The sequence below is a fragment of the Aeromonas sp. Y311-2 genome (assembly GCF_027706025.1).
In the GTDB taxonomy this organism is placed as follows: Bacteria; Pseudomonadota; Gammaproteobacteria; order Enterobacterales; family Aeromonadaceae; genus Aeromonas; species Aeromonas veronii.
Genome location: NZ_JAPDCL010000002.1, coordinates 21,548 through 35,211 on the forward strand (window position 1 = coordinate 21,548; position 13,664 = coordinate 35,211).

A 13,664-nucleotide genomic window follows, 5' to 3' on the forward strand; every position below is an offset into this window, starting at 1 on the left:
CGCTGCCGGTCTGGCAGGCGTGACACTCTACTTTATGGAGGAGGCCTGGCCTCCTCGCTTTTCAGCCATGCGGGCAGGGGCAAGTCGCTGCCCGCTCGATGTTTGCGCAAGGACATTCCCATGGAACAGACAATGGCGATGCGCGCCACTCACCAGCGTGGTGAGCTGCCGCGCTGGCCGCTTACCACGGCTCAGGCGGGCATCTGGTTTGCCCAGCAAAAATACCCGCAGAGCCCCGCCTGCAATACCGGCGAGTACTGGTTGCTGGAGGGGACGCTGGCTCCCCATCACTTCACCCGCGCGGTGCGCCAGACCATCGACGAGATCCCCGGTCTGCACTGCGCCTTTGTGGCCACTGCTGATGGCCCGCAGATGGTGGCCAACCCCGCCTGCTGGCAGCTGGCAGAGCGGGATCTGCGCAGTGAAGCCGACCCGCTCGCAGCCGCGCAGGCCGAGATGCGTGCGCAGCTGACCGTCCCCTTCAATCTGGCCGGGGGGCCGCTGTTTGCCACCACCCTCTATCGCCTTGGTGAAGGGCGGTGGGCCTGGTTTATTGCCGTGCACCATATCGCCATCGACGGCTTTGGCCTGAGCCTGCTCTGCCAGCGTGTGGCAAATTGGTATGAGGCGCTCTGTGCCGGCGAGCAGCCTGTACCCTGCCGTTATGCATCCCAGCAGGAGTTGCTGGCTGAAGAGGCGGCCTATCAGGATTCGCCACGCGCCGCGCGGGATCGCGATTTCTTCGTGCAGCAGCTGGCCGGGGTGGAGAATCCGGCGTCGCTCTCCCGCCGTCCGGCGCAAGGGCCGGGCCCCACCTATCGTCTTGAACAGCGCCTTTCTGGCCGCCAGTGGCAGGCACTGGTGGCACGGGCGAGTCGTTCGGCCTGTCACCCCTACAGCCTGCTGCTGGCAGCAGTGGCCAGCTATGTGCAGCGGATGAGCGGTGCTGGCGAGGTAGTGCTGGGTATTCCGCTGATGGGGCGGCTGGGCTCAGCGGCGGCCGATACCCCCTGCATGAAGGTCAATGTGGTGCCCCTGCGCATCGAGCTGAGCGGCACCTGCCGGGTAGAGGAGTGGCTGGCACAGGTCGAGCGGCAATTTGCCGCCCTGCGCCGTCATCAGGGCTGCCGTCAGGAGTGGTTGCAGCAGCGTCAGCCGGGCCAGCCGCTGTTTGGCCCTCAGGTCAACCTGATGCCCTTTGCCCGCACCCTCAGCCTTGGTGAAGGACACAACCTGGTTCGTGGCGAGGTGCAGGTGCTGGCAGCGGGGCCGGTGGAGGAGTGCGCCTTCTACTTTGCCGAGGAGGCTGGTGCCATCACCCTGACCCTCGAAGCACATCAGGGGCGCTTCAGCCAACAGGAGAGTGAACGTCATCTGGCCCGGCTGGTCGCCTATCTGGCCGCCTGGAGTGAGGCGGGTGACGAGGCCGAAGCGGTGCGTTTGCCGCTGCTGCTGCCTTGCGAGCAGGCTGAGCTGGCGCGCTGGAACCAAACCGACCATCCGTTGCCGACCACCACTCTGAGCTCACTGCTGGCCGAGGGGCTGGCGGCGGCAGATCAGAGCGCCATCGCGCTGGAGTGTGGCGCCGAGCGCTGGAGTGTGGCCGAGCTGCGTCAGCGTACCCGCCAGCTGACCAGCTATCTGGCGGGAAGGGGCGTGGGTCCCGGTTGTCGGGTGGCGGTGGTGATCCCGCGCTCTCCCGAGCTTATCCTCGCCCAGCAGGCCATCATGGCGGTGGGTGCCGTCTACGTGCCCGTTGACCCTGACTATCCGGAGGAGCGGATCGGCTACATTCTCGCCAGCAGCGATCCTGCGCTGGTGTTGACCAGCCATACGCTTCAGATGCCGCTCGACGTGGCAGCGCCACTTGTCTGCCTCGATGCCCCCGGTGTGGCAGAGCAGCTGGCGGCGGTAGAGTTGGCAACGACAGCACCTTGTGAGCTGCCAGCCCCCAAACCGGAAGATGCGGCCTACATCATCTACACCTCCGGCTCGACCGGTCGGCCCAAAGGGGTAGTGGTGAGCCATGGCGCCATCGTTAACCGGCTGCTCTGGATGCAGCACATGTATCCCATCGGCCCGGCGGATCGGGTGCTGCAAAAGACCCCGGCCGGTTTCGATGTCTCCATCTGGGAGTTTTTCTGGCCCTTTATGACCGGGGCGCGGCTGGTGCTCGCCAAACCGGGCGGCCACAAGGATCCCGCCTACCTTGCCGAGCTGATTGAACAGGCCGGGATCACCACCTTGCACTTTGTCCCCTCCATGCTGCAGATCTTCGTCGCACAAGCCGAGCCTGCATGTTGCAGGTCACTGCGGCAGGTCTTCTGCTCCGGCGAGGCGCTGCCCGCCGATCTGGTGCAACGCTGGTATGGAACATTTTCAGCCCCCCTGCACAACCTCTATGGCCCGACCGAGGCGGCGGTGGATGTCACCTGGTATCCCTGCCGGGCAGACGAGGCGGTGACCAGCGTGCCCATCGGTTATCCGGTCTGGAATACCAGCATCCACATTCTCGACCCCTGGTTGCAGCCGGTGCCGCCCGGTGTGGCGGGCGAGCTCTGGATCGGCGGCGTGCAGGTGGCGGAGGGCTACTTTGGCCAGCCCGAGCTCACCGCCGAGCGCTTTATTGCCAACCCCTTCGGGGCGGGACGGCTCTATCGCAGTGGCGATCTGGCCGCCTGGCGCGAGGATGGCGCCATCGAGTATCTGGGGCGCCTCGATTTTCAGGTGAAGATCCGCGGCCAGCGCATCGAACTGGAGGAGATCGAGCAGGTGCTGCTGCGCCATTCCCGAGTGGAGCAAGCGGTGGTGCTGGCCCCCGAATTTGCCCCCGGCGATCGCCGTCTGGTGGCCTACGTAGTGGCCGCAGATAGCAGAGAGTTGACGCTGGCCGAGTTGGCACCCGCCCTTGGCGCCGCGCTGCCCGATTACATGGTGCCGGGGCTCCTGGTAAACCTGGCTGAGCTGCCCCTCACCCCCAATGGCAAGCTGGATCGCAAGGGGTTGCCGCTGCCCGATATGGCGTCGGCGGTGGGTCAGTCACTGCCGAAAACCTTGCTGGAGGAGCGGCTCTGTCGCCTCTTCGCCGAGATACTGGGGCTGGCGCGGGTCGGCGCCGACGATAACTTCTTTGCCCTCGGCGGCCACTCCCTGCTGGCGGCGCAGCTGGTGGTGCGCATTGAAGAGTCGACCGGACAGGCGCTTACTTTGGCCAGTCTGTTCGAAGCGCCGAGCCCCGCCCAGCTGGCGCGCCGTCTTGGCGGCGAGCGGGAGGCCATGCCCATGCTGTTGCCCTTGCGTGCGCCCGGTGCGCAGTCGGGCGCATCAGGCCGCACTCTCTTTTGTGTCCACCCCGCTGGCGGGCTCGGCTGGTGTTATGCGCCGCTGGTGCCCCATCTACCGACCGACATGGCGGTCTATGCCCTGCAGGCGCGAGCGCTCTGCCAGCCGGATGCACCTCTGCCTGCCAGCTTCGACGAGCTGGCCCTCGACTATGTGACCGAGCTGCGTTGTCAGCAGATCGAGGGGCCCTACTGGCTGCTCGGCTGGTCACTCGGGGGCATGCTGGTGCACCGGATGGCCGCCATGCTGCAAGAGCAGGGACAAGAGGTGGCCATGGTGCTGCTGCTCGATGCCTACCCCTGTCAGCAGTGGCAAACCCAGCCGTTGCCCGACGAGCAGCGGATGCTCGATGCGCTGCTGCGGATGGGAGGCATTGCGGTTGCGGACGATGCGCTGGACTCCCTCACTCGCGACGACGTGGTGGCCCGACTGGGGGCAGAGGGGAGTGCGCTGGCCATGCTCGACGAGCAGGTGGTGAGCGCCATGATTGAGCTGGTGGGCCACAACAACCGGCTGATCCGTGAGCCGGTCGACTACTGCTACCACGGGGAGGTGATCTTTATCGAAGCGTCAGCCTCCCGCCAGCCCTGGCTGGATGGACGTGGTTGGGAGCCGCTGACAAAAGGGGAAATCCGCTATGAGCGTTTCCCCTGCCTGCATCAGGAGATGGTTCATTCCGACTGGCTGGCAAAGATCGGCGCCCTTATTTGTGAGCGGGTCGATGGGGTCGGGCAGCAACCGCACATCCGGCAGGAGGGGGACGCATGACCCCGGTTGCCGCCATCCGGGAAGCCTTGCAGGCGGGCAAGCTGGTAGGGCTGGGGGAGCCGCACTGGCAACCGGATTTTATCCGGCGCCAGCACGCCTGGCTGTGTGATCCGGCGCTTTGGGGAGTCATGACCGATCTGGTGCTGGAGTGCGGCAACCGCCGCCATCAAGGCTTGCTCGATGCCTGGTTGGCGGGGGAGGATAGCTGGCAGGGTGAGCCGCTGACGCTGGCACGGCTCTATCCGGTCTGGCTCGACTCCTGCGCCTTTCCCGCCTGGATGGCCCCCGAGTTTCCGGCCTTCTTTGCCGCCCTGCGCCAGAGCAATCTGGCGCGCCCTGAACATATGCGGCTGCGGGTGCATCTCTGCGAGCCCTCATTCGAGTGGGAGGAGATGAGTCCGGAGCGCTGGCAGCAGCACAACAGGGGGCGGGATCAGGCGCTGGCTGACGATCTTCTTGCACTTCCCGCCCACGGCGTGGTGGTGCTGGCGGGGGCGCGTCATCTGCTCAAAGCCGCAGGGGATCCCCATTTTGCGCAGCCGACGCTGGGTCAGTTGCTGGAGGCTGCACGGCCGGGCTGGCTGCAGGTGCTTCACCCCTGGCCAATGGTTGATGAGAAGGGAGATGAGGAAGAGGAGCGGGTGTGCGATCTGGCGGGGACCGCGACTGCCGACCTCTATCCTCACTGGCCAGCGCATCCGCCGCTGGAGACCCTCATCGATCGGTTGGTGCGCGTGGCTGACCGGGGACGGGAGATGCGAATTTGCCCCACCTTGCTGGCCGAGCCCTGGCGCAGCCGCTTGTTGAGTCGCGCTCACTTGCTGCCAGTTGGCATGGCCCGCCAGCTGCAACACTGGCTGGCGTAACTGCTGGTTGGAGTCACCCCTGACAGAAGTAACAGCTAACTGAAACAACTCAATGGGGGAGCAAGGCTCCCCTTTTTCACATTTTGCATCCTGCATTCAGCGCTGCAAAGTTGCACCATTTACGGCATACCTTGCCACTCATCGCCGAAAATTCAGCTCCTTCGCTACTTTAAAGAAGTTTCTACTGGTCTTACCTGAGTAAATCCCTTTGCTTTTTATTTAACAAGGTATTTACATCTAGGTGTCACCAGCATCGGTGACGCTCACAACGGCAAGGAGCCAGTTATGACCCATGTCGACATCCCTTTCCTTCGTTACCTCGATGCGGAAGGGTGCCCGGTCGCCACCTTACCGACCTGGCTGGACAAGGCGATACTGCACACTTTCTACCGCAATATGGTGATGGTGCGCAGCTATGACAAAAAAGCGATTGCGCTGCAACGAACCGGCAAACTCGGTACTTTTCCCTCCCATCTCGGCGCAGAAGCCGTGGGGATTGGCATTGGTCTGGCCATGCAGCCGCAGGATGTCTACGTCCCCTACTATCGGGACATGCCCACCCTCTATGTGCGGGGCGTACCGATGGAGAAAAACCTGCAATATTGGGGCGGTGACGAGCGGGGCAGTTATTTTCTCAAACCAGATGGGACTCCCTCTGAAGATCTCCCCATCTGCGTCCCCATCGCCACCCAGATCACCCATGCCTGCGGTATTGCCTCGGCCTTCAAACTGCGTAATCAACCGCGCGTCGCCGTAGTCACCATCGGCGACGGCGGCACCTCCAAGGGGGATTTTCTGGAGGGGCTCAATTGCGCCGGTGTCTGGCACCTGCCGATGGTCATCATCGTCAACAACAACCAGTGGGCCATCTCGGTGCCACGCAAGCTGCAATCGAGCGCTCCTACGCTGGCCCAGAAGGGGATTGGCGCCGGGGTGCGCAGTCTGCAGGTGGATGGCAACGATGTGGTGGCGGTCTACGATGCTGCCCGCAGTGCCGTCGAACGGGTCCGCAGCGGCAAGGGGCCGACCCTGATCGAGGCGGTCAGTTATCGTCTCGGCGATCATACCACGGCCGACGATGCCACTCGCTATCGCGACGGGGCCGAGGTCGAGGCCGCCTGGGCGAAAGAGCCGGTCAAGCGGCTGCGCCAGTTTATGCACAGCCAAGGCTGGTGGGATGAAGAGCAGGAGCAGAGCCTTCTGGCGGAGGCTACCCGAGAGGTCGAACAGGCGGTCGCCCGTTATGAGGCGATGGCGCCCCAGCCACCGGAGGCGATGCTCGATTATCACTATGCCAGCCTGCCCGCCGAACTTTTGCCCCAGCGCGAGCGAGTGATTGCCAAGGGGATGAAGCAGGAGGTTGGCCATGAGTGAGATCAGTTTGCTGGAAGCGGTCAACATGGCCCTTCACTACGAGATGGAGCACGACCCGGATGTGGTGGTACTGGGCGAGGATGTGGGGGTCAACGGCGGGGTGTTTCGCGCCACGGTTGGCCTGCGCGACAAGTTCGGTTTCAAGCGAGTGATCGACACGCCGCTGGCCGAGGGATTGATCGCCGGGGTAGCGGTCGGCATGGCCACTCAGGGGCTCAAGCCGGTGGCTGAGTTCCAGTTTCAGGGTTTCATCTTCCCCGGGATGGAGCAGATCATCTGTCAGGCGGCGCGGATGCGAAACCGCACCCGTGGCCGCCTCTCCTGTCCCCTCGTCTATCGCTCCCCGTATGGCGCGGGCATTCATTCGCCTGAACATCACAGCGAGAGCGTCGAGGCGCTGTTTGCCCATATTCCGGGGTTACGGGTGGTGATCCCCTCCAGCCCGAGACGCGCCTATGGCCTGCTGCTCTCGGCCATCCGCGATCCGGATCCCGTAATGTTTTTCGAACCGGACCGCATCTATCGCTCGATGAAATCCGAGGTGGTGGATGATGGTGTCGGCCTGCCGCTGGATGTCTGCTTCACCCTGCGCCCGGGCCGGGATATCACGGTAGTGGCCTGGGGGGCCTGCATTCAGGAGGTGATGCGGGCGGCGAACCTGCTGGCCGAGCAGGATATCCAGTGCGAGGTGCTGGATCTGGCCACCATCAAGCCGCTGGATATGGAGACCATCCTCACCTCGGTACGCAAGACCGGCCGCTTGCTGGTGGTACACGAGGCGTGTGGCAGCTTCGGGGTCGGGGCCGAAATTGTGGCACGGGTGACCGAGCAGGCACTTCCCTGCCTCAAGGCGCCGCCCAAGCGGCTGACCGGCGTGGATGCCGCCGTTCCCTACTATCGCAACGAGGCGTATTACCTCATCACCGAGCAGGATATCGCCGATGCCGCTCACCAGCTGATGGAGAACCAGTGGCTATGAAATTTTTCAAATTACCGGATCTGGGTGAAGGGTTGGCCGAAGCCGAGATCGTCGAGTGGAAGGTGAGTGCCGGTGATACCGTTGCTGTCGATCAGGTGCTCTTGTCGGTGGAAACGGCCAAGGCGCTGGTGGATGTGCCCTCACCAGTGGCTGGGGTGATCGCCCGTCTCTGCGGCGCCGAGGGGGATATCCTCCATATCGGTGCGCCGCTGGTGGAGTTCGAGGGGGGGGAGGATGATGGCACCGTGGTGGGAAAGGTGAGCGCCCATCAGCAGCATATCGAGGATCACTTCGTGGTAGGGGCCATTGCCCCGGGGGGATCGCTGGTGCAAGCCATGCCTGCCGTGCGCCTGCTGGCACAAAAACTGGGTCTGGATATCGACCGGATCAAGGGAAGTGGCAGCGGCGGCATGGTGACCGAGCTGGATGTGCAGCAGGCATTCGAGGCCCAGCAGAGCAGTGGCAACGAATTCCTCAAAGGGTCGCGCAGGGCCATGGCCAAGGCGATGGAGCTCTCTCATCAGACTGTGGTGCCAGTCAGCATCACCGATGAGGTGGATTTGCGTCACTGGCGGCCTGATGAGGATGTGACGGTGCGCCTTATCAAGGCCATTGGCGTGGCGTGCCGCGCCGAGCCCTCGATGAACGCCTGGTTTGATGGTGAAACCCTGTCACGGCGGCTGTTCAAAGAGGTCAATGTAGCCATCGCGGTGGATTCAAAGCATGGCCTTTATGTGCCGGTGATGGAGAACGTGGCCGAGCGGGAGGGGGCAGATATCCGGCAGGGGCTGGATCGGATGATCGCCGATGTGAAGGCGCGCGCCGTGCCGCGCGAGATGTTGCAGGGGGCGACCATTACGCTCACCAACTTCGGTGCCATCGCAGGCCGTTATGCCAGCCCCATCGTCACGCCGCCGCAGGTGGCCATCATAGGGGCAGGCAAACTGTTCGAAAAAGTGGTGTTCATCCACGGTGAAGCGCGTCCCGTCAGGGCATTGCCGCTGTCGATGACATTTGACCACAGAGCCTGCACCGGCGGCGAGGCGGCTCGTTTTCTCAGAGCGCTGGTCGAAGCGTTGGAAGCGGCCACCTTATAACGGTTTGTGCCCTGCCGTTGGCAGGGCACAAATTTGTTTGCGTAATCTACAAAGCCACGTATAATCCAAACCAGCTTGAAAGGGCGATAGTTATGTCAATGAATACGATGTTTCACATCTTGTCCTGTTGTTCATAAGTTAATCCCGTTTTTTGAGCTTTACCCGCTGAAAAGCATAAGTAATTATTTTGAATACAGGTTTAAAAGATATGTCTAACATGATCACCGGTACCGTTAAGTTTTTCAACGAAACCAAAGGTTTTGGCTTCATCCAGCAAGAAAACGGCCCGGACGTTTTCGTTCACTTCAGCGCCATTCAAGGTAACGGTTTCCGTACCCTGGCTGAAGGTCAGCGCGTACAGTTCTCTGTGACCCAAGGTCAGAAAGGCCCGCAGGCTGAGAACGTAACCGCTCTGTAATTCTTACAGAATTTAAGAAAGCCGTGGTACCTCTGGTGCCACGGCTTTTTGTTTATATGGCTTCTGCTACTGACTCCCATGTGCTGAATCATGCTGCTATCGCTCCTGCTTGCTGCCACCTTGACTCCGTCGTCCGATGCGCCGGTACCGGTTCAATCCGCGATGGAAGCGCAGGTGATCTGCCAGCAATTTGTCCAGGTCCGGATGGGCGCTGCGCTGCAACCCGATGAGGTAAATGCGCGACTGGTACCTGAAAGGGAGGGGGAGTGGCTGGTGGATGGCAAAGTAAAAGGACCCGAAGGTCCTTTGCTGTTTGCCTGTCATCTTCACCAAGGGGAGCGCTGGGAGCTACTCAACTTTTCACTCTGGGCACCACAGCCGGTCAAAGCGGTTTGAGTGCGACTAGCAGATGTTGCAGGTGTTCAACCATGGTCATGCCAAACGGGGTGAGATAGCCGCCATCTTCTGCGCTGATGAGCCCCTGTTGATGCAGACGGGCTGCCGCCTGGCACAACTCTTCAGACATATCGCTGCGTAATTTAATCCCCAGGCTCATGTTGGCCGGATCAAAGCATGCCAGTATTTTCAAATCGTTCACGAATTCGTTAGAAACCTGGTCGATCCCAATCATGGATTTACTCCTTACGCTAAAGATGTATGCAAACTAGCATCCCCAGATCCACTTTAGTGGGCGCTGGCTCAAATTATTGACCTTTGACTGGATGCTGCGTTTCAAATGCTGTTTTTTTCGGCGTAATCAGATGGTTGGCTGACAGCTTCGCCAAGGGCCGAGCCGGACCAAACGTGGTAGGATAGGGCACTTCTTTATATCGGACGGTCTATTGGTGGCTGTTCGCCCTGTTCAAGGTATCGCTCATGGTCAAGATCACTCTGGTATCCCTGCTGCATTCACTTTGTACCCGCTTTCCGGTTTACCCCGCTGCTTCGTTGACCTCCCTGCTGGATGCCCATCAGGGCGAGGTATGGTTACCTGCACGCAAGGGGGCCGACATTGCGCTGTTACGCAAGCATGCCAAGGGGGCTCATGAGCTGGCGTCACTCGATGCGGGCTGGTGTGATTTTGCCGCCAGCGACAGCGGCGATACGCCAGAGCTGGATGCACTGGCCAACTACGACAGCGAGATGATGGATAACCTGCTGATGTACTGGCACACCGCCGCCAAGATCAACAGCCCGATCACCGATAACCTGTTCGAGCTGCGTCGCGAAGTGGTGGATGAAGCCCACGGTGCCAAACTCGCTGCCGCCTGGGAGCAGCAACAACAGCTGCGTTTTGAGCAACTGATGGCGATGGCGGCCAATGGCCGGGATCTGCTCTGCTTTGTCGAGGTGGAGTCCGCCTACTGGCTGCGGCAAAAACTGAGCGAGCAGCCTGATGTGGAGCTGATCACCCCTGCGCTGTAAAAGGGGCAATATGATGGCTGGCGGTCTCGCTATCGAGGAGGCTGCTCTATCCTTATTTGCGTCATTGCCCTCCCCATCCGGTGCCAAGGGGCTGCAAGCTGGACAAGCTGACGACAAGATGTGAACATGGCGCCCTTTATCGAGAGAGAGACTTGGCCAATGAGCTATGAACTGAGCGACACCGAGCGCAATGCCGCGCTGCAACTGAACGCTGATTACCGTTACGATCACTTCATCAGCAAGCTGGTCGAGCATGAAGAGCTGTTCGTCCTGACTGACGAGCATGGCGTCATGATGCTGACCACCGACGATGAAGATTGCATCCCGGTATGGCCGCACCCGGAGTACGCCAAGGCGTGGGCCGAAGGTGAGTGGGCCGATTGCAAGCCGCAGTCCATCACCCTCAAGGTGTGGCTGGAGCGCTGGGTTGACGGTATGGAGCAGGACGAGCTGTGTGTTGCCGTGTTCCCGACCCCGGATCAGGAAGGCATCGTACTGGAGCCGGCTGACGTGGCTGACGCCATTGCCGAGAAGCAGGCCAAACGCGGCTGAGCACCGAGCTATTCGCAACACCGGTTGCCAACAAAGACCCCGCTATCTGGCGGGGTCTTTTGTTTTAAGGACTTTTGCCGATGGGCTGATGCAATCAGGGCTGGCGATAAGTGGTGTCGATGATAGGCTCGGCCGGGAAAGTCTTGCCACTCTTGATGGCTGCCCTGGTCTCGGATTTTAGCTCTTCATCAATCCATAGCAGACCGCCATAGCTGTAACCGCTGTTGTCGCCCCCAAGAGGCCAGTAGAGCTGCTCGCTCTTGGGTGTTGCAGGTACTTTTGGCAGTTTTATCCAGCGCCAGGCGCCTTCGCGGGTGTAGGGCACCTGATAGGCGGGGACGAAGCTTGCCAGCTCATAGAGCCGCTGCTGGATCTGCCGTGACAGGGCCGCCTTTTTGGCAAAGTCGAACTCCTTGTCATACTGCTCCACCAGAGCCGTGATGGCATCGTCATCGATGTTCATGATGTTGTTGGTCTGGGGCTTGTTGGCGTTGACCTTGTGGAAGAACTCCCAATAGGCGGGATAGCGGCTGCCCGCCCAGGCCATCCAGGCGCTCTGGTGCTTTTTCTCCAGCATCGATTTGAAACCGGCCGATGCATCCATCAGGTTGAGCTCCAGATTAAGCCCCGCCTTCTTGGCCTCTTCCCGCAACAGCGTGAGCCGCTGGGCGTGCTCCGCCGTGGTGTAGGTGATAGCGAGGGTAAGTGACTGCCCCTTGTCGTTTTGCAAAATTCCCTGCGGCCCCACTTTGTTGAAACCGGCTTTGGCAAAGTATTCCCGTGCCAGTTTGGGAGCGAACGGACGGGCCTTGATCTCGCTGTTGGTAAACTCCCCCTGACCTGAGCTATAGCTGTTGAGGCGTTGGTAATCCCCCCGCAGCAGGGTGGCGAGCATTCTGTCGAAATTGAGGGCATGCTGGATGCCGAGGCGAACATCGAGATTGCGCAGCAGCGGATCGGCGGTGTTGAGATAGAGCCCCATCGGCGGTTGCGGGGTCTGGTTGTAGAACCATGTGCGCGCGATATAACCCTTCTCGAACTCGGCGGTTTTGGTCTTGTCGTGCCACCAGTTGGGGATCACCAGCGGGAAGCTGTCGAGATCGCCGCGCAGGAAGTGCTGCCAGGCGATGTTCAGATCCCTGAGCACCTTGATTTCGATCCGCGCAGGATTGAAGCGATGCTGGAAGTAGCGCTCGTCATCCCCCCACCAGTTTTCAATCCGCTTGAAGGTGACCGATTTACCCTTTTTCACCTGATCGATCTGATAGGGGCCGGTGACTGGCAACACCTTCCAGTTGTACTCCTTGACCCAGTTGGCGGTGAGCTTGATGGCGTGGCTCGGCTCCGGGCTGATGGGCAGTGACTCAAGCAGATCCTGGCGGCTCTTTTCGGTGCCGCTGGTGATGGCCAGGGTGTGATCATCAAACTTGGTAATGTCTGCTATCTGGGTGCTGTAGTAGTTGTTGTACCAGGGGTCGTTTATCTCCTTGCTGCGCATCATCTTGAGGGTAAAGAGCCAGTCATCGGCGGTGACCGGTTGGCCATCTGACCAGCGCGCTTTGGGATTGATGCGAAAATAGAGGGTCTTGTTGTCGGCGCCGAAGGCCCACTCGTTTGCCAGCATCGGCATGGGGTTGCCGGTGACGGGGTGAGTGCTCAGCAGAGGCAGGTTGGTTTCCCGCACGTAACCGGCAAAGCCGCCGTTGGAGTCGGGGCCATATTTGCGCAGGGTCAGGGGGAAGCTGGTCATAAAGGTGCGAAAGGTGCCGCCGCGTTTGGCGGCCGGATCGGCATAGAGAGGATCCTGGTTGTTGCTCTCCCACTTCAAGTCGGCAGGCAGCGTGGCACTCCAGCCAAACGGGCTCCAGCACAGGGTCAGGGTGATGGCGGTGGCGCGAATGATAGGGGAGAGTCGGCGCTCCCCGGCGGTGATGGTCGATGGCATGTCCTTGCTCTCCTGAAGTCTGCTTCCTGCAGATCACGCACTGGTGATGTCAGTCCCGATGGGGACTGGCTCATCATGAAAATTTTATTCTGTCAGGTCAATGAAATAGCGTGAATTAGCGGGTGGCCTAGGCCGCAACGCAGTGCAGGGTGATCCCCTTGGCCGCGATGGCTGCCCGCATGGGGGCGGGCAGGGCATCGTCGGTAACCAGCACGTTGATCTGGCCCGGCGCGCCAAGCTGGCTCGGGTGGATGGCGCCAAATTTGCTGCTGTCGGTGATCACCACATTGGTCATCCCCTTGGCCAGCACGCTGTTGACCACGTCGGCCCGCATCATGTCGCGGCCGGTGAAACCCATCTCGGGATGAAAGCCATCCACCCCGATAAAGGTCTTGGAGAAGTGCACCTGCTCGATGCAGAGGCGCGTGAGCGGCCCCACCACGCTCTCGCTCTGATGCTGGAACAGCCCGCCGAGCAGCACCACCTGAGCCGGGGTGTCTTTGAGCAGATGAGCGATATAGCTGCTGATGGTGATGATTGTGACCCGTTTGTGCAGGGCCAGATGGCGGGCCAGCAGGGCGTTGGCGCTGCCCCCCTCGATAAAGACCGTCTCGCCATCTTCCACCAGCTGGGCGGCCCGCTCGGCGAGGCGATCCTTGAGCAGGTAATTGATGTTCATCCGGGCATCCGGGTCATCGGTCTCCAGCGCCATGGCCGAGCCGTGTACTCGTCTGAGCAGTCCCTGCTTCTCCAGCGCGGTGAGGTCGTTGCGCACCGTCACCTCAGATACGCCGGTATGTCGGGAGAGTTCACTCACGCTCATCTTGCGAGCCTGATGGACCAGAGTGAGGATCAGTTGGTGGCGTGGATTCATGGTGCGCTCACATAGAAGGTGGTG

The 13,664-nt window shown here is 61.1% G+C and carries 12 protein-coding genes; 9 read left to right on the plus strand and 3 right to left on the minus strand.

Features of this window, described 5'->3' with window-relative positions:
- The first annotated feature begins 120 nt into the window (after window positions 1–120).
- The 7 genes from OKC42_RS02085 to OKC42_RS02115 all read left to right on the plus strand — a co-directional run bounded on the left by OKC42_RS02085 (window position 121) and on the right by OKC42_RS02115 (window position 9,240).
- Window positions 121–4,110, plus strand: a complete 3,990-nt coding sequence (locus OKC42_RS02085) for an amino acid adenylation domain-containing protein (RefSeq protein WP_270819014.1) — start codon at window positions 121–123, stop codon at window positions 4,108–4,110.
- Window positions 4,107–4,976, plus strand: a complete 870-nt coding sequence (locus OKC42_RS02090) for a hypothetical protein (RefSeq protein ID WP_270819015.1) — start codon at window positions 4,107–4,109, stop codon at window positions 4,974–4,976. The genes OKC42_RS02085 and OKC42_RS02090 overlap by 4 nt, the downstream gene beginning before the upstream one ends.
- Before the next feature lie 285 nt (window positions 4,977–5,261).
- On the plus strand, window positions 5,262–6,350 hold the full coding sequence (pdhA, locus tag OKC42_RS02095) for a pyruvate dehydrogenase (acetyl-transferring) E1 component subunit alpha (RefSeq protein WP_270819016.1): 1,089 nt from the start codon (window positions 5,262–5,264) through the stop codon (window positions 6,348–6,350).
- Window positions 6,343–7,329, plus strand: coding sequence for an alpha-ketoacid dehydrogenase subunit beta (locus OKC42_RS02100; protein ID WP_041209833.1), 987 nt, complete (start codon window positions 6,343–6,345; stop codon window positions 7,327–7,329). The genes pdhA and OKC42_RS02100 overlap by 8 nt, the downstream gene beginning before the upstream one ends.
- Window positions 7,326–8,426: a dihydrolipoamide acetyltransferase family protein gene (locus tag OKC42_RS02105; protein ID WP_101529471.1), complete on the plus strand. Its 1,101-nt coding sequence runs from the start codon at window positions 7,326–7,328 to the stop codon at window positions 8,424–8,426. The genes OKC42_RS02100 and OKC42_RS02105 overlap by 4 nt, the downstream gene beginning before the upstream one ends.
- A gap of 208 nt (window positions 8,427–8,634) precedes the next feature.
- Window positions 8,635–8,844: a cold-shock protein gene (locus tag OKC42_RS02110; RefSeq protein ID WP_005302803.1), complete on the plus strand. Its 210-nt coding sequence runs from the start codon at window positions 8,635–8,637 to the stop codon at window positions 8,842–8,844.
- Window positions 8,845–8,934: 90 nt separating this feature from the next.
- Window positions 8,935–9,240, plus strand: coding sequence for a hypothetical protein (locus OKC42_RS02115; RefSeq protein ID WP_270819017.1), 306 nt, complete (start codon window positions 8,935–8,937; stop codon window positions 9,238–9,240).
- Here OKC42_RS02115 and OKC42_RS02120 read toward each other — a convergent pair.
- Window positions 9,227–9,475, minus strand: coding sequence for a TIGR02647 family protein (locus OKC42_RS02120; RefSeq protein ID WP_005334209.1), 249 nt, complete (start codon window positions 9,473–9,475; stop codon window positions 9,227–9,229). The two genes, OKC42_RS02115 and OKC42_RS02120, sit on opposite strands and share 14 nt — an antisense overlap.
- A gap of 245 nt (window positions 9,476–9,720) precedes the next feature.
- Here OKC42_RS02120 and OKC42_RS02125 point away from each other — a divergent pair, with 245 nt between their 5' ends.
- Window positions 9,721–10,269 (plus strand): hypothetical protein, encoded by a 549-nt coding sequence (locus tag OKC42_RS02125; protein WP_108540237.1) that lies wholly within the window; start codon window positions 9,721–9,723, stop codon window positions 10,267–10,269.
- 159 nt (window positions 10,270–10,428) lie between these two features.
- Window positions 10,429–10,821: a DUF2750 domain-containing protein gene (locus OKC42_RS02130; RefSeq protein WP_005334204.1), complete on the plus strand. Its 393-nt coding sequence runs from the start codon at window positions 10,429–10,431 to the stop codon at window positions 10,819–10,821.
- Window positions 10,822–10,915: 94 nt separating this feature from the next.
- On the opposite strand, the gene OKC42_RS02135 is transcribed toward OKC42_RS02130, so the two are convergent.
- Entirely contained in the window at window positions 10,916–12,766 is a 1,851-nt protein-coding gene (locus tag OKC42_RS02135; RefSeq protein ID WP_270819018.1) for an extracellular solute-binding protein, read from the minus strand.
- Window positions 12,767–12,893: 127 nt separating this feature from the next.
- Window positions 12,894–13,640 carry a DeoR/GlpR family DNA-binding transcription regulator gene (locus OKC42_RS02140; RefSeq protein WP_270819019.1) on the minus strand — a complete coding sequence of 249 codons (747 nt, stop codon included), beginning with the start codon at window positions 13,638–13,640 and terminating at the stop codon, window positions 12,894–12,896.
- Window positions 13,641–13,664: the final 24 nt, after the last annotated feature.